The following is an 18,679-nucleotide window of genomic DNA, read 5'->3' as shown; positions in this document are numbered from 1 at the left end:
CGCGGGAGCGGGCAGGGCGACGAACTAGAATCGACGGGTTATGAACCCTGAAGCCCTCTCCGCTGCCCTGCTCGCCGTGATCGCCCCGCTCGCCGAGGCCCGACGCGCCGGCGCGAGCGAGGGTCTCACCGCCGCCGACCTCGTTCTCGAGCGGCCCAAGAACCGCGACCACGGCGACTGGGCGTCGAACGCCGCGCTCAAGCTGTCGAAGCAGATCGGCGCCAACCCGCGCGAGTTCGCGGCCGAGATCGCCGACGCACTGGCCGCCGTCGACGGCGTCGCCAGCGTCGAGGTCGCCGGGCCCGGGTTCATCAACATCCGGCTGGATGCCGCAGCCGCCGGAGCCCTCGCGAAGACCATCGTCGATGCCGGGGCCTCCTTCGGCACGTCGACCGCGCTCGACGGCGAAGTCATCAACCTCGAGTTCGTCTCGGCGAACCCGACCGGTCCGATCCACCTGGGCGGAACGCGCTGGGCCGCGCTCGGCGACTCGCTCGCGCGCATCCTCTCCGCTCAGGGCGCGAGCGTGACGCGCGAGTACTACTTCAACGACCACGGTGCGCAGATCGACCGCTTCGCGCGCAGCCTCCTCGCAGCCCACGACGGGCTGCCGACGCCGGAGGACGGCTACGGCGGCGGCTACATCATCGACATCGCGCGCCGTGTGGCGCTCGCGTACGAGGGCGACATCGACGCTCTCGACGACGCCGCGAAGCAGGAGGCGTTCCGCGAGATCGGCGTCGGCTTCATGTTCGACGAGATCAAGACGTCGCTGCACGAGTTCGGCGTCGACTTCGATGTGTACTTCCACGAGAACGACCTGCACGAGTCGGGCGCCGTCGAGCGCGCCGTGGCCCGGCTGCGCGAGCTCGGCCACATCTTCGAGGCCGACGGTGCCACCTGGCTGCGCTCCACGACGTTCGGTGATGACCGCGACCGCGTCGTGATCCGCTCCAACGGCACCCCCGCATACATCTCGGGCGACCTGGCGTACTACCTCGACAAGCGCGAGCGCGGGTTCAACCGCTGCATCATCATGCTCGGTGCCGACCACCACGGCTACGTGCAGCGATTGATGGCGATGACGGCGGCCTTCGGCGACGAGCCGTACGTGAACCTGCAGATCCTCATCGGGCAGATGGTCAACCTCGTCAAGGACGGCCAGCCGATGCGCATGTCCAAGCGCGCAGGCACGGTGGTCACCCTCGAGGACCTCGTCGAGATCGTCGGGGTGGATGCAGCGCGCTACGCCTTGGTGCGCAGCTCGGCCGACTCCAACCTCGATATCGATCTCGACGTGCTGCAGAAGCGCACGAACGACAACCCCGTGTTCTACGTGCAGTACGCGCACGCCCGCACCCACAACGTCGGGCGCAACGCCGCGGCATCCGGGGTCGACCGCTCCGAGTTCGCACCGGAACTCCTCACCCACGAGACCGAGTCCGCTCTCCTCGGCGCGCTGCAGGAGTTCCCGCGCGTCATCGCGTACGCCGCCGAGGTGCGCGAGCCGCACCGGGTCGCCCGCTACCTCGAGGAGCTGGCGGGTCTCTACCACAAGTGGTACGACAACTGCCGGGTGATCCCGCTCGGCGACGGGCCCGTCGAGTCCGTGCACCGCACGCGCCTGTGGCTCAATGACGCCACCGGCCAGGTGCTGCGCAACGGCCTCGGACTCCTCGGCGTGAGCGCGCCAGAGCGGATGTGACGACATGAGCAGCGCCGACACGCAGCCGACGCTGCCCATTCCCGAAGACGCCGTGCACGCCGCCGCGCCGGCGGCCGCGCCGCGTCGCCGGCGCGGCTGGATCGCCTGGATCATCGGGTTCGCGATCGTCGTCGTGCTCGCGGTGGTGGCATGGTTCGCCGGCGAGGCGATCGCGCGCGACCTCGTGACGAAGACGGTCCGCGAGCAGGTCGTCACCCGGCTGTCGCTGCCCGCCGACCAGCAGATCGACGTCGAGGTGGCCGGTGCCGTGCTTCCGCAGCTCATCGGCGGAACGATCGGCGAGATCACCGTCTCGTCCGACGACGTGCCGCTGAAGGGGCTCACCGGCGACGTGACGGTGGTCGCGCACGATGTGCCCGTGCGCGGCGACGCGCCGATCGGTCAGGCCTCGGCGACGGTCACCGTCGACGAGGAGGAGCTGCGCACGCTCATGGCATCCGTCGACGGGTTCCCGGCCGACACGCTCATCCTCGACGAGCCCGACGTGGCGTTCACCACCGAGCTGTCGTTCTTCGGCGTGCAGGTTCCCGTGGCCGTCTCGCTCACGCCGACGGCGGCAGACGGAGACCTGGTGCTCTCGCCCGCCGGCATCGAGGTGGCAGGTGCCGAGATCACCGCCGACCGGCTGCGCGAGCAGTTCGGCGTGGTGGCCGACGTGGTGCTGAAGGACTGGACGGTCTGCCTCGCCGAGTACATGCCGGCGGCGATCACCGTGACCGGCGTGGAGGTGGTGGGGGAGCAGCTCGTCGCCGACCTTGACGTCGACGGCGCGATCGTCAGCGACCCCGCGCTGCAGGCCTCGGGCACCTGCGCCTGACGCGGCGCGGTGGCACCGCGAGGCGACCTCGACACCGTGTGTCACACGGCACGGGGAGCGCGGGCGCGGTGCCCTAGACTGCAAGGACTGCCCGGCACGTGAGTCCACCGGCCGCGGCATCCCGCCGCATCGCGGCCGCCCCCGCGCCGAAGCACATACCGATTGGTTCCACCCGTGTCCGCCTCCTCGCACCTTCGCACCCCGGCCCCGGCATGGCTCGATGAGCCCGCCGACGTGAACGGCCTGGTCGAGAAGGTGTGGCCGGTCGCCGCCGAGCGCGGCGCCGGAGGCGAGGTGTCGTTCGGTGGCGTCGCCGCCGCCGAGCTCGCCACGCGGTTCGGCACTCCGCTGTGGGTGCTCGACGAAGACGAGGTCCGCGCGACCGCGCGGCGCACGCTCGACGCCTTCCGTGCCGCCGCCGCGCTGCAGAGCGCACAGGCCCGCGTGTACTACGCGGGCAAGGCGTTCCTGAGCGCCGAGGTGGTGCGCTGGGTCACCGACGAGGGGCTGGCGGTCGACGTGTGCACCGGCGGCGAGCTCGCGCTCGCCCTCGCGGCCGGCGCCGACCCGGCGCGGCTCGGGTTCCACGGCAACAACAAGAGCGTCGCCGAACTCGAGCGCGCCGTCGAAGCAGGCGTCGGGTCGATCGTCGTCGACAGTGCGATCGAGATCGAGCGCCTCGCCGCGATCGTGCAGCGCCACGGCGCGACGCAGGCGGTGCTCGTCCGCGTCAACAGCGGCGTGCACGCCGAGACCCACGATTTCCTCGCCACCGCGCACGAGGACCAGAAGTTCGGCTTCACCCTGACCGACGCCGTGACCGCCGCCGCGCGCATCCGCGAGCTGTCGGGCCTGGAGCTCGTGGGAATCCACAGCCACATCGGCTCGCAGATCTTCGGCAGCGCGGGCTTCCGCGAGGCTGCCGCACGCATCGTGGAGCTGCATGCGACGCTCCTCGAGGGCGGGCCGCTTCCGGTGCTCAACCTCGGCGGCGGCTTCGGCATCGCCTACACGTCCGCCGACGACCCGACGCCGATCGAGGAGCTCGCGACCGGGATCGTCGAGGCAGTCGCGCAGGAGTGCGCCGTGCGCGGCATCCCCGTTCCGAACCTGGCGTTCGAGCCGGGTCGCGCGATCGTGGGCCGCGCCGGCGTCACCCTCTACGAGGTCGGCACCACCAAGCGCGTCGACCTCGAAGGCGGCGCCACGCGCCTGTATGTGAGCGTCGACGGCGGCATGAGCGACAACGCGCGCCCCTCGCTCTACGGCGCCGCCTTCTCGGCGCGCATCGTCTCGCGGGCGTCGACCGCTGAACCGGTCCTCGCTCGCGTCGTCGGCAAGCACTGCGAGTCGGGCGACATCGTCGTCGACGCCGAGTACCTGCCGGCCGATGTCACGCCCGGCGATCTGCTCGCGGTGCCCGCGACCGGCGCCTACTGCTTCTCGCTCGCCAGCAACTACAACTACGTCCCCCGCCCGCCCGTCGTGGCGCTGCGCGGGGGAGAGGCGCGCGTCATCGTGCGCGGCGAGACGGTCGACGACCTACTCGCGCGCGACGCGGGTCTCACCGCCGCCAGGGAAGGGAACGCATGACCGACTACCGCCGCCTCCGGGTAGCGCTGCTGGGTGCCGGAGCCGTGGGCTCGCAGGTCGCCCGCCTGCTGCTGAAGCACTCCGGCGAACTGGCCGACCGCGCAGGAGCGACGCTCGAGCTCGCCGGCATCGCGGTGCGCAACCTCGATGCGCCGCGCGAGGGCGATCTGCCGCGGGAGCTGTTCACGACCGATGCCGAGTCGCTGATCGTCGGTGCCGACATCGTGATCGAACTCATGGGCGGGATCGAGCCGGCGCGCACCTACCTGCTGCAGGCGATCAACTCGGGCGCCGACGTCGTCACCGCCAACAAGGCGCTGCTGGCCACCCACGGTCCCGAGATCTTCGACGCCGCAGACCAGGTGGGCGCCGAGGTGTACTACGAGGCTGCCGCCGCGGGTGCGATCCCGATCATCCGACCGCTGCGCGACTCGCTCGCCGGCGACCGGGTGCAGCGCATCATGGGAATCGTCAACGGCACCACGAACTACATCCTCGACCGTATGGACACCGAGGGCGCCGAGTTCGCCGACGTGCTGGCCGACGCTCAGCGCCTCGGGTACGCCGAGGCCGACCCGACCGCCGACGTCGAGGGCTTCGACGCGGCGCAGAAGGCGGCGATCCTCGCGAGCCTCGCCTTCCACACGACTGTTCCGCTCGAGTCGGTGCACCGTGAGGGCATCACCTCGATCGACAAGACGATGATGGATGCCGCCCGCCACGCGGGCTACGTCGTCAAGCTGCTCGCCGTGTGCGAGCGACTCGGCGATGAGAGCGAGGAGTCGATCTCGGTGCGGGTGTACCCGGCGCTGGTCGACCGGTCGCACCCGCTCGCGAGCGTGCACGGCGCGAACAACGCCGTCTTCGTGCAGGCCGAGGCCGCGGGCAACCTCATGTTCTACGGCGCCGGCGCCGGCGGCGTGCAGACCGCGTCGGCGGTCCTCGGCGATGTCGTCTCGGCTGCCCGCCGCCACATCGCGGGCGGCGTCGGCGTGGGGGAGTCCACGCTCGCGAACCTGCCGATCGTCGACATCGGGCGGGTGACCACCCGCTACCAGATCACCGTCGAGGTCGACGACCGTCCGGGCGTGCTCGCCACCGTCGCGGGCACCCTCAGCGACGGTCGCGTATCGATCGCGACCCTGGAGCAGACCGTCGCCGGCGAGGACGCCGCAACAGCGCGACTGGTCATCGGAACGCACAAGGCACTGGAGCAGGACCTCAGCGAGACCGTCGAACGGCTCGCAGCGAGCGGCGTCGTGGAGCGCGTCGTCTCGGTCCTGCGCGTGGAAGGAGACTGACATGGCACATGTTTGGCGCGGAGTGCTCCGCGAATACGCAGATCGGCTGGGCGTCACCGACGCCTCGACGGTCGTCACCCTCGGCGAGGGCGGCACGCCGCTGCTCCCGGCACCGGCACTGTCGCGCCTGACCGGCACCGACGTGTGGGTGAAGTTCGAGGGCATGAACCCGACGGGCTCGTTCAAGGACCGCGGCATGACCGTCGCCGTCTCGCGGGCGATCGAGCACGGGGCGAAGGCCGTCATCTGCGCGTCGACGGGCAACACGTCGGCGTCGGCCGCGGCGTACGCCGCGCACGCCGGCATCACCGCCGCGGTGCTCGTGCCCGAGGGCAAGATCGCGATGGGCAAGCTCAGCCAGGCGGTGGCCCACAACGGCCGCCTCATCCAGGTGCGCGGCAACTTCGACGACTGCCTCGAGATCGCGCGCGAGCTCGCCGACCACTACCCGGTGCACCTCGTCAACTCGGTCAACCCCGACCGCATCGACGGTCAGAAGACCGCCGCATACGAGGTCGTCGAGCAGCTCGGCGATGCGCCCGACTTCCACTTCATCCCGGTGGGCAACGCGGGCAACTACACCGCATACACCCGCGGGTACCGCGAAGAGGCCGAGGCCGGCGTCTCGACCCGCGTGCCGCGCATGTTCGGCTTCCAGGCCGAGGGCTCTGCGCCGCTCGTGCGCGGCGAGGTCGTGAAGAACCCCGAGACGGTCGCGAGCGCGATCCGCATCGGCAATCCTGCATCGTGGGAGCTCGCCCTCGAGGCGCGCGACGCCACCGACGGCTGGTTCGGCGCCATCGACGACACCCGCATCCTCGCAGCCCAGAAGCTGCTGGCGGGCGAGGTGGGCATCTTCGTCGAGCCGGCTTCGGCGATCAGCGTCGCGGGTCTGCTCGACCGCGTCGAGGCGGGCATCGTGCCGCAGGGCGCCCGCGTCGTGCTCACCGTCACCGGCCACGGACTCAAGGACCCGCAGTGGGCCCTGCGCAACGCCGACGGCTCCGACGTGCAGCCGACGGTGGTCGACGCCGAGACGAGCGAAGTGGCCTCGGTGCTCGATCTGGCGCCCGTGGAGGCGACCGCGTGAGCGCAGCCGTGACCGGCGTGCAGCCCGGTGAGGCGACGGTGGCCCCCGGCCGCTCGGTCGTCGTCCGGGTGCCGGCCACGAGCGCCAACCTCGGCCCCGGCTTCGACACGCTCGGACTCGCGCTGAGCGTCTACGACGAACTGATCGTCACCGCGCTCCCGGAGGGCGAGCTCGAGATCGACGTCGAGGGCGAGGGCATGGGCGATGTGCCGCGCGACGGCTCGAACCTCGTGGTCCGCTCGATCGCTCACGCGTTCGCGGCGACAGGGCGACGGATGCCGGGCCTGCGACTGCAGGCGCGCAACGTGATCCCGCACGGGCGAGGACTCGGCTCGTCGGGCGCTGCCGTGGTGTCGGGCATCCTCGCCGCCCAGGGGCTCCTCGCCGGTGACGTCGAGATCGGCGACGAGACGCTGCTGCGGCTCGCGACCGAGCTCGAGGGCCACCCCGACAACGTCGCACCCGCGCTCTTCGGCGGTCTGACGATCGCCTGGGTCGACGAGACCGGGCCGCAGCACAAGAAGCTGCTCGTGCACCGCGGCGTCTCGCCGCTCGTGTTCGTGCCCGACTTCACGATGTCGACCGAGGTCGCGCGCAGCCTGCAGCCGCTGCAGGTGCCGCGCGAGGACGCGGTCTTCAACGTGTCGCGATCGGCGCTGCTCATCGCCGCACTCACGCAGAGCCCCGAGCTGCTGATGGCGGCGACCGAAGACAAGCTGCATCAGAACTACCGCGCTCAGGCGATGCCCGGCACCGACCGTCTGGTGCGGGCGCTGCGCGCCGCGGGGTTCGCGGCCGTCGTGTCGGGGGCGGGGCCCAGCGTGCTGGTCCTCGCCGACGGTCCCGGCCGCCGACTCGAGGCCGCCGAGCTCGCGGCATCCGTCTCCGACACCCCGTGGGAGGCGCACATGCTCGCCGTCGACTTCAAGGGTGGTACAGTGAGGGAGTACGCGGAGGGTGCCACCTAGCGTGAATCTGGCCTCCGTCGCAATTCTGCGAATCCCCCGCACAGCCCCCCATCCCGCAGGCGGTCTCTGAGAGCCGTAGCGGTTCGCGAGCCCCATCCAGGGCATCGAGTCCGCCGAAGGGTCGGGCAGATAGCTGCCACGCAGCATTCGCCGTGCGGTCGTGCATATTCCATTCGTTTCACAAGGGAGAACTCGTGGAGTCCATCTCCGAGATCCACACCGATTCCGACACCGACGAGCGCACCGATGCGCCCGAGCAGGCCGAGATCGTGACCGAGGCGCCGGCCGAAGAGGCCGCCGCCACCACCGCACCCGAGGCCGAGACGGCCCCGGAGGCCGAGGCTGAGGCTGACGCCGAGGTCGAGGCTGCTGCCGCCGACGCGCCGCCTGAGGAGGCTCCCGCAGCGGAGCCCGTCGCCGAGGTCGTCGAGGAGGCGACCGCGGATGCTGTCGCCGAAGCGCCCGCCGCGGCCGACGAGCCCGTCGCCGAAGAGGCCGCCCCGCCCGTGAAGGCGCCGCGCAAGCGCGCGCCGCGCCGCGCCAAGAGCACCGACGTGCCGGCCGCCGACGCCGCACCCGCCGAAACTGTGGCCGAGGCCCCGGCTGCCGACGCGCCCGCCGAGGCGGTCGTCGAGCCCGCCGCCGACGAGGCATCGGCGGACGCTGCGGCCGAGGCCGCACCGGCCGCCGCACCCAAGACGACCGGACGCGGTCGTGGCCGAGGCCGCGCCGCAGCCAAGCCCGCCGAGGCTCCGGCCGAGGCTGCCGCTGACGCAGCGCCCGCCGAGGCTGACGCCGCCGAGCCGGCCGCAGATGCCGCCGCCGACGCATCGACCGATGCCGCTGACCAGGGCGCGGGCGACGAGACCTCGTCGCGCAGCCGCAGCCGCAGCCGCAGCCGCAGCCGTGGCCGCAACGCCCAGGGCGGCCAGAACGGCCAGAACGGCCAGAACGCGCAGGGTGGCCAGAACGGCCAGAACGCGCAGGGTGGCCAGAACGCCCAGAACGGCCCGTCCGAGGCGCCGAAGAGCGACGACGACGACCAGCAGGGCGGCGGCCGCGGCCGCCAGCGCAACAAGCGCCGTGGCCCCGCCACCGGCGACGAGTTCGAGACCGAGATCGGCGAGGACGACGTCCTCATCCCGATCGCCGGCATCCTCGATGTGCTCGACAACTACGCGTTCGTGCGCACCAGCGGCTACCTCCCCGGTACGAGCGACGTGTACGTCTCGCTCGGCCAGGTGAAGAAGTACAACCTGCGCAAGGGTGACGCCGTCGTGGGCGCCATCAAGCAGCCGCGCGAGGGCGAGCAGTCCAGCCGCCAGAAGTACAACGCGCTGGTCAAGGTCGACGCGATCAACGGCCTGTCGGTCGACGACGCCGCGAACCGCGTGGAGTTCGGCAAGCTGACGCCGCTGTACCCGCAGGAGCGCCTGCGCCTCGAGACCGCGCCCGAGAAGCTGACGCAGCGCATCATCGACCTGGTCGCGCCCATCGGCAAGGGTCAGCGCGGCCTCATCGTCGCGCCGCCCAAGGCCGGCAAGACGATCGTGCTGCAGCAGATCGCCAACGCCATCGCGACGAACAACCCCGAGGTCCACCTCATGGTCGTCCTCGTCGACGAGCGCCCCGAAGAGGTCACCGACATGCAGCGCACGGTGAAGGGCGAGGTCATCGCCTCGACCTTCGACCGCCCTGCCGAGGACCACACCACGGTCGCCGAGCTCGCGATCGAGCGCGCCAAGCGCCTCGTCGAGCTCGGTCGCGACGTGGTCGTGCTCCTCGACTCGATCACCCGCCTCGGTCGCGCGTACAACATCTCGGCGCCGACCTCGGGTCGCGTGCTCACCGGCGGTGTCGACGCATCGGCGCTGTACCCGCCCAAGCGCTTCTTCGGCGCCGCACGCAACATCGAGAACGGCGGATCGCTCACGATCCTCGCCACGGCGCTCGTCGAGACCGGCTCCAAGATGGACGACGTCATCTTCGAGGAGTTCAAGGGCACCGGCAACAGCGAGCTGCGTCTGTCGCGTCAGCTCGCCGACAAGCGGATCTTCCCGGCGGTCGACGTGAACGCGTCGAGCACCCGTCGCGAAGAGATGCTGCTGTCGGCCGACGAGGTCAAGATCACGTGGAAGCTGCGGCGCGCCCTCGCGGGCCTCGACCCGCAGCAGGCGCTCGAGGTCGTGCTGGGCAAGCTCAAGGAGACCCAGTCGAACGTCGAGTTCCTCGTGCAGATGCAGAAGTCGATCCCGACGCCGCAGACCGGCGGCGGGCACAGCCACGCGCACGACAACAGCATCCGCTGATCTGCTGATCAGCTGGGGGAGAACCACGTGTTCGAATCCGTGAAGGCGCTGATCGAAGAGCACGCCGCAGTTCAGGTCGAGCTCTCCGATCCCGCCGTCCACGCCGATGCGGCGCGCGCGAAGAAGGTCAATCGGCGCTACGCCGAGCTGTCACGCATCGTCAAGGCGCACGAGGACTGGCTGGCGGCATCCGAAGATCTGGATGCCGCCCGCGAGCTCGCTCGCGAAGACGACGCGTTCGCCGAAGAGGTGCCGGCGCTCGAGGAGCGACTCGCCGAGGCGCAGGAGCGCCTGCGGCGTCTGCTCATCCCGCGCGACCCCGACGACGCGCGCGACGTGATCATGGAGATCAAGCAGGGCGAGGGCGGCGCCGAGTCGGCGCTGTTCGCGGCCGACCTCCTGCGCATGTACGTGCAGTACGCAGCCTCGAAAGGCTGGAAGACCGAGCTCCTCGAGCGCAACGAGTCCGACCTCGGCGGCTACAAAGACGTGCAGGTCGCCATCAAGGGCTCCTCGAGCGATCCCGCGCAGGGCGTGTGGGCGCATCTCAAGTACGAGGGCGGCGTGCACCGCGTGCAGCGGGTGCCGGCGACCGAGTCTGCCGGGCGCATCCACACCTCGACGACCGGGGTGCTCGTCTTCCCCGAGGTCGACGAGCCCGAAGAGATCCACATCGACCAGAACGACCTGAAGATCGACGTCTTCCGCTCGTCGGGTCCCGGCGGCCAGTCGGTGAACACCACCGACTCCGCCGTGCGGATCACGCACGTTCCCACCGGGATCGTCGTGTCGATGCAGAACGAGAAGTCGCAGCTGCAGAACCGCGAGGCCGGCATGCGCGTGCTGCGTGCGCGCCTGCTCGCCAAGCAGCAGGAGGAGCTGGATGCCGCGGCATCCGACGCCCGTCGCTCGCAGATCCGCGGGATGGACCGCTCCGAGCGCATCCGCACGTACAACTTCCCCGAGAACCGCATCGCCGACCACCGCACCGGGTACAAGGCGTACAACCTCGACCAGGTGATGGACGGCGCACTCGAGCCGATCATCGAGTCGGCGATCACGACCGACGAAGAGGCACGGCTGGCGGCGCTCGGCTCCGAGGCTTGAGAGCGGTCTCCTCCGCGGACTGAGCTTCACGGGGTCGCGGTGCGCCCCCGCCGACACAGGGCGACATTCTCGCGCTGAGGGCGGGCGCGGCGCTACGCTCGCGCCATGATCATGTTCCTCCTCCGCACGCTGATCTTCATCGCGTCGTCGGCCATCGGTCTCATCGCAGCCGATCTGATCCTCGCCGGCTTCACGATCGACTGGAGCGACTGGTGGGGCTTCGTGCTCGCGATCCTCATCTTCGCCGTGCTGCAGAGCCTGCTGACGCCGTGGCTGCAGCGCTCGGCCGAGCGTCGCGCCTCGTTCCTGGTGGGCGGCATCGGCATCGTCTCGACCTTCATCGCGCTGCTCGTCGTCGTGCTCATCCCGGGCGCGGGCCTCACGATCGGCGCCCCGTGGTGGACCTGGCTCGCAGCGCCCGTCATCGTCTGGATCTTCACGGCCCTCGCGACCTGGCTCCTCCCGGCGATCTTCATCAAGAAGAAGATCCAGGAGCGCCGCGACGGCAGCTAGCCCCGGGCACGCTTGGCGCGCGCCGCGGACGGGGACGGGGACGCGCGCGTCAGATCACGTACTCGGGCGCGCTCAGCAGCGCGCGGGTGTCCTCGCCGACGCGGCGCGACCGGTGCTTGGCGGGGACTCCGACGAGCACGCTGTCGGCCGGGGCATCCTTCGTGACGACGGCGTTCGCGCCGATCACGGAGTGCTCGCCGATGGTGATCGGCCCGAGCACCTTGGCGCCGGCGCCGATCGCCACGCCGTCCTGGATCGTCGGGTGGCGCTTGCCGGCCTCGCGCTGACGGCCCCCGAGGGTGACGCCGTGGTAGAGCATCACGTCGTCGCCGACCTCGGCGGTCTCGCCGATCACGACGCCCATGCCGTGGTCGATGAAGAAGCGGCGGCCGATCGTGGCGCCCGGGTGGATCTCGATGCCGGTGAGCCAGCGGGTAATCTGCGAGCCGGCGCGCGCGATGAAGCGGATGCGTCGCACCCACAGGGCGTGCCAGACGCGGTGCGCCCAGATGGCGTGCAACCCCGGATAGAGCAGCGCGATCTCGATGGAGGAGCGCGCCGCGGGGTCGCGCAGCCGCGCCGCGACGAGGTCTTCGCGCACGTGCGCGATCGTGCGGGTCAGCGCGTTCACGAGGCGGCCTTGTCAGGCTCGCGCAGGTGCTCGTAGAGCGCCGTCGACAGGTACCGCTCGCCCGAGTCGGGCACGATGACGACGATCCGCTGCCCGGCGGCCTCCGGGCGCCGCGCGATGTCGAGGGCGGCCCAGACGGCGGCGCCCGCCGACATGCCGGCGAGGATGCCCTCGCGGGTCGCGAGGTCGCGCGCCACGGTGATGGCGTCGTCGAACTCGACGTCGTACACCTCGTCGATCACCGAGCGGTCGAGCACGGGCGGGATGAAGTTCGGCCCGATGCCCTGGATGCGGTGCCCGCCGGCACGCCCCTCGGTGAGCATGGGGGAGTCCTTGGGCTCGACCAGCACGATCTTCACGTCGGGATTGCGCTCCTTGAGCACCTGGCCGACGCCGGTGATCGTGCCTCCGGTTCCCGAGCCGGCGACGAACCAGTCGACCCGGCCGTCGGTGTCGCGCCAGATCTCCTCGGCGGTGGTGCGGCGGTGGATCGCCGCGTTCGCGGCCGACTCGAACTGCTTGGCGAGCACCGCGCCGGGGGTCTCGGCCACGATCCGCTCGGCGGTGGCGACTGCTTCAGTCATGCCCTTGTACGGGTCGGTGAGGATGAGCTCCGCCCCGTACGCCTTGAGCAGCGTGCGGCGCTCCTTCGACATGGATGCCGGCATCGTGAGGATGACGCGGTAGCCGCGCGCCGCGCCGATGAGGGCGAGCGCGATGCCGGTGTTGCCGCTCGTGGACTCGACGATGGTGCCGCCGGGGAGCAGTTCGCCCGCCTCCTCGGCCGCCTCGATCAGCGCGTAGCCCAGTCGATCCTTCACGGAGGATCCGGGGTTGTAGAACTCGAGCTTCGCCAGCACCTCGGCCGAAACCCCCTCGGTCAGGCTGTTGAGCCGAACCAAGGGGGTGTCGCCGAAGGCGGTGGTGATGTCGGAATGGATGCCGGTCACGAAGCGCCTTTCAGAAGCGGAAGTCGCTCAATCCTCTCGCAGATCCTCGAAGAGGGCCGTCGACAGGTAGCGCTCGCCGAACGAGGGGATCACCACGACGATGTTCTTCCCCGCGGCTTCGGGGCGGGCTGCGATCTGCAGTGCGGCCCAGATGGCGGCGCCGGAGGAGATGCCGACGAGGATGCCGTCCTTGGCGCCCACGGCGCGCGCGGTCGAGATCGCGTCGGGGAACTCGACGTCGATGACCTCGTCGATGACGCCCTGGTCGAGGATCGCCGGGATGAAGTTGGGCCCGATGCCCTGGATCTTGTGGGGGCCGGGGGTGCCCTTGGTGAGCAGCGGCGAGTCGGCCGGCTCGACCGCGATCACCTTCGCGCCAGGGACGCGCTCCTTGAGCACCTGTCCGACGCCGGTGATCGTGCCGCCGGTGCCGATGCCGGCGACGAAGTAGTCGACCTGGCCGTCGGTGTCGCGGATGATCTCCTCGGCGGTCGTCTTGCGGTGGATCGCGGGGTTGGCCTCATTCTCGAACTGACGCGCGAGGACGGCTCCGGGGATCTCGGCGACGAGCTCCTCCGCCTTCGCGACGGCGCCCTTCATGCCGCCGGCGGGGTCGGTGAGCACGAGCTCGGCTCCGTACGCCTTGAGCAGCAGGCGACGCTCGATCGACATCGAGGAGGGCATGGCGAGCACGACGCGGTAGCCGCGCGCCGCGCCGACCATGGCCAGTGCGATGCCGGTGTTGCCGCTCGTGGCCTCGACGATTGTGCCGCCGGGCTGCAGGTCGCCCGATGCCTCGGCGGCGTCGACGATCGCGATGCCGAGGCGGTCTTTCACGCTCGACGCGGGGTTGTAGAACTCGAGCTTGGCGAGCACGTTCGCGCCCACACCCTCGGTCACGTGGTTGAGCCGCACCAGCGGCGTGTTTCCGAATGCGGCGGTGATGTCGGGAAGGATGCCGGTCATGTCGGGCCTTTCGAGTCGGCGGCGTCTCTGCGTGCGGGGCGGGTGAGCCGCGCGAGCACAACTCTAGGGCGGCGGCGTCGGCCCGAGTCCTTGTGTTTCGGCATATGGCGGCGCGGATGCGGTGGATGCGGCGGGCGTTCGGTGCGGACGCGCCGTCGACGCCCGCGGATGCGATGATACGGCGCGCCCGCCGGGGCTTAGGGTGGTTCGAGCTCATGGCCTCACCCGCATCCCCCCTCCGTGTCGACGCCGCGCTCCGCCGCGCCGTCGACGTGCTCGCGCGCACCGGCGTCCCCGATGCCCAGGTCGACGCCGAGCTGCTGCTCGCCCACGTGCTCGGCCTCAGCCGCGGCGGCGTTCAGGCTGCCGCGATCCGTGGCGACGCGCTCGACCCCGACCCCGCAGCGGAGTTCGAGCGCGCCGTCACCCGGCGCGCGACGCGCGAGCCGCTGCAGCACATCACGGGCACCGCGCCGTTCCGTCACCTCGAGCTGCGCGTCGGCCCCGGGGTGTTCGTGCCCCGGCCCGAGACCGAGATGGTCGCCCAGCTCGCCATCGACGCGCTGCTGGCCGCGGCATCCGATTCGCCCGTCGCCGTCGATCTCGGCACCGGGAGCGGCGCGATCGCCCTGGCGATGGCGACCGAGGTGCCGCACGCGCAGGTGCACGCCGCCGAGAACTCCGTCGACGCGTTCGTGTGGACGAAGGAGAACTTCGCCCGGGTCGCCGCGCCGAACGCGCGTCTGGCGTTCGTCGATCTGGCCCACGCGTTCCCCGAGCTCGACGGCACCGTCTCGGTCGTCGCCTCGAATCCGCCCTACGTGCCCGACGAGGCGATCCCGCGCGACCCCGAAGTGCGGCTGTTCGACCCGCCCGCGGCGCTGTACGGGGGAGCGGACGGACTCGACGTCGTCCGCGTGCTCAGCGGAGTGGGTCTGCGCCTCGCGCACCCGGGCGGCATGCTCGTGATCGAGCACGGCGAATGGCAGGGCGCCCCGATCCGCGCGATCCTCGAGGCCGATGGGTGGCTCGCGACGGCGACGCATCCCGATCTCACCATGCGCGACCGCGCCACCACTGCCATCCGGCCGTGATCGTCCAGGGTCAGCACCTAGAATCGGGATGCCATGTCCCCCATCTTCGACTGCCGCGACGAGGCTCAGGTCCTCGCCGGCATGCGCCAGGCGCGCCAGGCCATCGCCCGCGGTGAGCTGGTCGTGCTGCCCACCGACACCGTGTACGGCGTGGCCGCCGATGCGTTCGACGCCGCCGCCGTCCAGCGCCTGCTCGACGCCAAGGGGCGCGGACGCGACATGCCGCCGCCGGTGCTCGTCGCCGGTGCCAACACGCTCCGCGCCCTCGTCGCCGAGGTGCCCGAGGCGGTGGAGCGACTCGTCGAGGCGTTCTGGCCGGGCGGCCTCACGATCGTGCTCCCGGCGCTGCCGACGCTGTCGTGGGATCTCGGCGAGACGCGCGGAACCGTCGCCGTGCGCATGCCCGCGCACCGCATCGCGCTCGAGCTGCTCGAAGAGACCGGGCCGCTCGCCGTCTCGAGCGCCAACCTCAGCGGCAAGGCCGCAGCGGTGACCGCCGAGGATGCGGAGGGGATGCTGGGGGAGAGCGTGGCTGTCTACCTCGGCGACGGGCCCTCGGCCGACGGCATCGCCTCGACGATCATCGACGCCACGGGGCTCATCGCCTCGGACGAGCCGGTGGTGCGGGTGCTGCGCGACGGCGCGATCAGCCGCGAGCGGCTCCGTGGCGTGCTCGGCGATCTGCTCGAGGCAGACCCCGAAGACGCGGAAAGCACGTGAAGCAGTACGTCTTCACGATCATCTTCACCGCCACGGTCACCTTCGTCCTGGCGTGGGCGGTCTGGCGGCTCGCACTGAAGTACAAGCTCTACCCGGGCATCCGCGAACGGGACGTGCACAAGAACCCCACGCCGCGCCTCGGCGGCCTCGCGATGTACCTCGGGGTGCTGGCGATGTTCGCGGTATCGGCGCAGCATCCGTTCTTCGCGATCGTGTGGACCAACCCGCAGCAGATCTGGGCGATCCTCGGCGCCACCACCCTCATCGTGCTCGTCGGCGTCGCCGACGACCTGTGGGACCTCGACTGGATGATCAAGCTCGGCGCGCAGTTCCTCGCAGCCGGGGTGATCGCGTGGTTCGGCGAGCTGCAGATCTATTCGCTCCCCATCGGCGGGCTGGCGGTCGGATCGAGCTGGGTGAGCTTCACCCTCACGGTGTTCTCGATCGTCGTCGTGATGAACGCGGTGAACTTCATCGACGGGCTCGACGGCCTCGTCGCCGGCGTCTGCCTCATCGCCAACAGCGTGTTCTTCGCCTACTCGTACCTGCTCTGGCGCGACCAGGGGGCGAGCACCTACTTCAACCTCGCCTCGCTCATCGCCGCCGTGCTCATCGGCGCGTGCATCGGCTTCCTGCCCCTGAACTGGAGCCCCGCGAAGCTCTTCATGGGCGACTCCGGCGCCCTCATGCTCGGCCTCCTCATGGCGTGCTCGGCGATCGCCGTGACCGGCAACCTCAACCCCGCGGTCGTCGGCGACAACGACGAGTTCGGCCGGTCGCAGCTGCTCGGTGCCTTCATCCCGATCCTGCTGCCGGTCGTCGTGGTCATGCTGCCCCTGCTCGACTTCGGCCTCGCCGTCGTGCGCCGCATGAGCAAGGGCAAGTCGCCCTTCTCACCCGACCGCAAGCACCTGCACCACCGGATGCTCGACATGGGGCACTCCGACCGTGACGCCGTGCTGATCTTCTACGCGTGGACCGCCATCGTGAGCCTCGCGTTCCTGCTGATGTACATCGGCACCACCGAGGAATGGCCGGGTGACTACCTGCTCGGGGTCGCCTTCGGCGTCGTCGGCGCCGCCGCGTGCCTCGTCGTCACCCTCACCCCCTCCCGCGTGCGCACGGCGTCGCCGTCCGCACACAGCCCCCGTCTGGAGCCCGCCCGATGAGTCCCGCAAGCCCCGTCTCGAGCACACCGATCCTGCGCACCGTCCTGGTGTGGTCCGGCGCCGTCACCGCGGTGCTCGCCGTCGTCGGCGGCGTCGTCGGATTCCTGGTCGCCGGCACCGAGGGCCTGTGGAGCGCGCTTCTCGGCGTGCTGGTGGCCGCGGTGTTCCTCGCGATCACGGGCGCCAGCATCCTGATCGCCAACCGCTGGTACGGCGATGCGCTCTACGTGCCGCTGTTCTTCGCGATCGTGCTCGGCGGCTGGATCCTGAAGTTCGTGATCTTCCTGGTCGCCCTGCTGCTGCTGCGCGACCAGCCGTGGATCGAGCCGACCGTGTTCTTCCTCGCGATCGTGGCGAGCGTGCTGGCCTCGCTCATCGTCGACGTGGTCGTGCTGATGCGCATGCGCGTGCCGCACGTGAGCGATGTCGAGCTTCCGACAGACCCGGATGCGGGCGACAAGCGCGCCGAGGAAGGCTAGCCTCACAGCGCGGACTCAGGAGCCCCGCGAGTTTGATAGGCTGATCTCGCGCCCGCCGCTCGCCTTGCGAGCATTTGCGGAGTGACGCTCATCGACCATCGTCGCAACGGTTCATTCCGGTTGCCCCGAAGCTGGAGCCAGCGCTGTTTACTCAAGCTGCGACCCTGATCGCCCCCATTGCCGCGGATGCCCCCGAGTTCCACGGCCCCTCGATCGATGAGTTCTTCCCGGAGACGCTCTTCCAGATCGGCGCCCTCGAGATCAACCGGATCCATCTGATCCAGTTCCTCGCGACGGCCGCCATCGTCCTGATCTTCTGGCTCGGCACCCGCCGCATGACGGTCGTCCCCGGCCGGTTCCAGAGCCTGGTCGAGATGGGCCTGGACTTCGTGCGCGTCAACATCGGCGAAGACCTCCTCGGCAAGAAGGACGCCCAGCGCTTCCTTCCGATCCTCACGACGATGTTCTTCATGATCCTGTTCATGAACATCACGGGAATCATCCCGTTCCTGAACATCGCCGGTACGAGCATCGTCGCGGTGCCTCTCACGCTCGCGATCATCAGCTACGTGACGTTCATCTACGCCGGCATCAAGAAGAGCCCGAAGAACTTCTTCAAGAACTCGCTCTTCCCGTCGGGCGTGCCGTGGCCGATCTACATCATCGTCACGCCGATCGAGCTGATCTCGACCTTCATCATCCGTCCCGTCACGCTGACGCTGCGACTCCTGATGAACATGATGGTCGGCCACCTGCTGCTCGTGCTGTTCTTCGCGGCCACGCAGTTCTTCGTCGTGCAGCTCGGCGGCTGGTGGACGGTGCTCGGCGCCGGAACCCTCGCGTTCGGCTTCGTCTTCACCCTGTTCGAGATCCTGGTGGCCGTCCTCCAGGCTTACGTCTTCGCCCTTCTCACCGCGGTCTACATCCAGCTCGCGGTCGCTGAAGAGCACTGATACGGGACGGCCGGAAGGCCGCCCACAACTGAAAGGAAACACCCCCGTGGACGCAACTACGGTTCTCGCAGAGCTCAGCGGCAACGTCGCGACGATGGGCTACGGCCTCGCCGCCATCGGCCCGGCCATCGGCGTGGGCATCGTCGTCGGCAAGACGATCGAGGGCGTCGCCCGCCAGCCCGAGCTGGCCGGCCGCCTGCAGGTGCTGATGTGGATCGGTATCGCCTTCACCGAGGCGCTCGCCTTCATCGGCATCGCCACCTACTTCATCTTCGTCTGATCGTCGAACTCAG

General features: G+C 70.4%; 18 protein-coding genes. 15 read left to right on the top strand and 3 right to left on the bottom strand.

Annotated elements, in window-relative coordinates:
- Nucleotides 1-40 precede the first annotated feature (40 nt).
- The 9 genes from argS (at nt 41) to JOD63_RS09320 (ending at nt 11,424) form a co-directional block, all read left to right on the top strand.
- Nucleotides 41-1,705, top strand: coding sequence for an arginine--tRNA ligase (gene argS, locus JOD63_RS09360; RefSeq protein ID WP_045274117.1), 1,665 nt, complete (start codon nt 41-43; stop codon nt 1,703-1,705).
- Nucleotides 1,706-1,709: 4 nt separating this feature from the next.
- Nucleotides 1,710-2,543 (top strand): LmeA family phospholipid-binding protein, encoded by an 834-nt coding sequence (locus JOD63_RS09355; RefSeq protein ID WP_045274118.1) that lies wholly within the window; start codon nt 1,710-1,712, stop codon nt 2,541-2,543.
- A gap of 174 nt (nt 2,544-2,717) precedes the next feature.
- Nucleotides 2,718-4,136, top strand: coding sequence for a diaminopimelate decarboxylase (gene lysA, locus JOD63_RS09350; protein ID WP_045274119.1), 1,419 nt, complete (start codon nt 2,718-2,720; stop codon nt 4,134-4,136).
- A complete protein-coding gene (locus JOD63_RS09345; RefSeq protein ID WP_045274120.1) occupies nt 4,133-5,437 on the top strand; it encodes a homoserine dehydrogenase in 1,305 nt (434 codons plus the stop codon). The genes lysA and JOD63_RS09345 overlap by 4 nt, the downstream gene beginning before the upstream one ends.
- Before the next feature lies 1 nt (nt 5,438).
- Complete coding sequence (gene thrC / locus JOD63_RS09340) at nt 5,439-6,527, top strand: threonine synthase (protein ID WP_045274121.1); 1,089 nt, start codon at nt 5,439-5,441, stop codon at nt 6,525-6,527.
- Nucleotides 6,524-7,495, top strand: coding sequence for a homoserine kinase (thrB, locus tag JOD63_RS09335; protein ID WP_245617917.1), 972 nt, complete (start codon nt 6,524-6,526; stop codon nt 7,493-7,495). Before thrC ends, thrB begins: the two co-directional genes overlap by 4 nt.
- Before the next feature lie 194 nt (nt 7,496-7,689).
- The gene (gene rho, locus JOD63_RS09330; RefSeq protein WP_271180735.1) at nt 7,690-9,804 is read left to right on the top strand and encodes a transcription termination factor Rho; all 2,115 of its coding nucleotides are present in this window, start codon (nt 7,690-7,692) and stop codon (nt 9,802-9,804) included.
- A 27-nt stretch (nt 9,805-9,831) separates the two neighbouring features.
- The gene (gene prfA / locus JOD63_RS09325; protein WP_045274143.1) at nt 9,832-10,911 is read left to right on the top strand and encodes a peptide chain release factor 1; all 1,080 of its coding nucleotides are present in this window, start codon (nt 9,832-9,834) and stop codon (nt 10,909-10,911) included.
- A 105-nt stretch (nt 10,912-11,016) separates the two neighbouring features.
- Nucleotides 11,017-11,424, top strand: a complete 408-nt coding sequence (locus JOD63_RS09320; RefSeq protein WP_045274142.1) for a hypothetical protein — start codon at nt 11,017-11,019, stop codon at nt 11,422-11,424.
- A 49-nt stretch (nt 11,425-11,473) separates the two neighbouring features.
- Here the strand turns inward: JOD63_RS09320 and epsC are convergent, their stop codons facing one another.
- From epsC to cysK (JOD63_RS09305), 3 genes are read right to left on the bottom strand one after another with little or no spacing between them, the layout of a single operon-like run.
- Nucleotides 11,474-12,046: a serine O-acetyltransferase EpsC gene (epsC, locus tag JOD63_RS09315; protein WP_084613298.1), complete on the bottom strand. Its 573-nt coding sequence runs from the start codon at nt 12,044-12,046 to the stop codon at nt 11,474-11,476.
- Between the two features lie 5 nt (nt 12,047-12,051).
- Nucleotides 12,052-13,005, bottom strand: a complete 954-nt coding sequence (gene cysK, locus JOD63_RS09310) for a cysteine synthase A (protein WP_045274141.1) — start codon at nt 13,003-13,005, stop codon at nt 12,052-12,054.
- Nucleotides 13,006-13,032: 27 nt separating this feature from the next.
- On the bottom strand, nt 13,033-13,971 hold the full coding sequence (gene cysK, locus JOD63_RS09305) for a cysteine synthase A (RefSeq protein ID WP_045274140.1): 939 nt from the start codon (nt 13,969-13,971) through the stop codon (nt 13,033-13,035).
- A gap of 215 nt (nt 13,972-14,186) precedes the next feature.
- Between cysK (JOD63_RS09305) and prmC the strand changes: the two genes are divergently transcribed.
- From prmC to atpE, 6 genes are all read left to right on the top strand, one after another.
- Nucleotides 14,187-15,065: a peptide chain release factor N(5)-glutamine methyltransferase gene (gene prmC, locus JOD63_RS09300; protein WP_045274139.1), complete on the top strand. Its 879-nt coding sequence runs from the start codon at nt 14,187-14,189 to the stop codon at nt 15,063-15,065.
- Between the two features lie 33 nt (nt 15,066-15,098).
- Nucleotides 15,099-15,785: an L-threonylcarbamoyladenylate synthase gene (locus tag JOD63_RS09295; protein ID WP_045274138.1), complete on the top strand. Its 687-nt coding sequence runs from the start codon at nt 15,099-15,101 to the stop codon at nt 15,783-15,785.
- On the top strand, nt 15,782-16,954 hold the full coding sequence (locus JOD63_RS09290) for an MraY family glycosyltransferase (RefSeq protein WP_045274137.1): 1,173 nt from the start codon (nt 15,782-15,784) through the stop codon (nt 16,952-16,954). Before JOD63_RS09295 ends, JOD63_RS09290 begins: the two co-directional genes overlap by 4 nt.
- The gene (locus JOD63_RS09285; protein WP_045274136.1) at nt 16,951-17,433 is read left to right on the top strand and encodes a hypothetical protein; all 483 of its coding nucleotides are present in this window, start codon (nt 16,951-16,953) and stop codon (nt 17,431-17,433) included. Before JOD63_RS09290 ends, JOD63_RS09285 begins: the two co-directional genes overlap by 4 nt.
- A gap of 164 nt (nt 17,434-17,597) precedes the next feature.
- Nucleotides 17,598-18,386 carry a F0F1 ATP synthase subunit A gene (gene atpB, locus JOD63_RS09280; protein ID WP_211088187.1) on the top strand — a complete coding sequence of 263 codons (789 nt, stop codon included), beginning with the start codon at nt 17,598-17,600 and terminating at the stop codon, nt 18,384-18,386.
- A 46-nt stretch (nt 18,387-18,432) separates the two neighbouring features.
- On the top strand, nt 18,433-18,666 hold the full coding sequence (gene atpE, locus JOD63_RS09275) for an ATP synthase F0 subunit C (protein ID WP_045274135.1): 234 nt from the start codon (nt 18,433-18,435) through the stop codon (nt 18,664-18,666).
- Nucleotides 18,667-18,679 lie beyond the last annotated feature (13 nt).

It is taken from the genome of Microbacterium terrae (assembly GCF_017831975.1).
In the GTDB taxonomy this organism is placed as follows: domain Bacteria; phylum Actinomycetota; class Actinomycetes; order Actinomycetales; family Microbacteriaceae; genus Microbacterium; species Microbacterium terrae.
The sequence above is the reverse complement of the archived record's forward strand: the minus strand, read 5'-3'. Positions and strand labels throughout refer to the sequence as shown.

Excerpts from the sequence above, each read along its gene's own strand:
- JOD63_RS09355 (WP_045274118.1), top strand. The coding sequence starts at position 1,710 with ATGAGCAGCGCCGACACGCAGCCGACGCTGCCCATTCCCGAAGACGCC.
- prmC (WP_045274139.1), top strand. The coding sequence starts at position 14,187 with ATGGCCTCACCCGCATCCCCCCTCCGTGTCGACGCCGCGCTCCGCCGC.
- JOD63_RS09320 (WP_045274142.1), top strand. The coding sequence starts at position 11,017 with ATGATCATGTTCCTCCTCCGCACGCTGATCTTCATCGCGTCGTCGGCC.
- thrC (WP_045274121.1), top strand. The coding sequence starts at position 5,439 with ATGGCACATGTTTGGCGCGGAGTGCTCCGCGAATACGCAGATCGGCTG.
- argS (WP_045274117.1), top strand. The coding sequence starts at position 41 with ATGAACCCTGAAGCCCTCTCCGCTGCCCTGCTCGCCGTGATCGCCCCG.
- JOD63_RS09345 (WP_045274120.1), top strand. The coding sequence starts at position 4,133 with ATGACCGACTACCGCCGCCTCCGGGTAGCGCTGCTGGGTGCCGGAGCC.
- JOD63_RS09285 (WP_045274136.1), top strand. The coding sequence starts at position 16,951 with ATGAGTCCCGCAAGCCCCGTCTCGAGCACACCGATCCTGCGCACCGTC.
- JOD63_RS09295 (WP_045274138.1), top strand. The coding sequence starts at position 15,099 with ATGTCCCCCATCTTCGACTGCCGCGACGAGGCTCAGGTCCTCGCCGGC.
- cysK (WP_045274140.1), bottom strand. The coding sequence starts at position 13,971 with ATGACCGGCATCCTTCCCGACATCACCGCCGCATTCGGAAACACGCCG.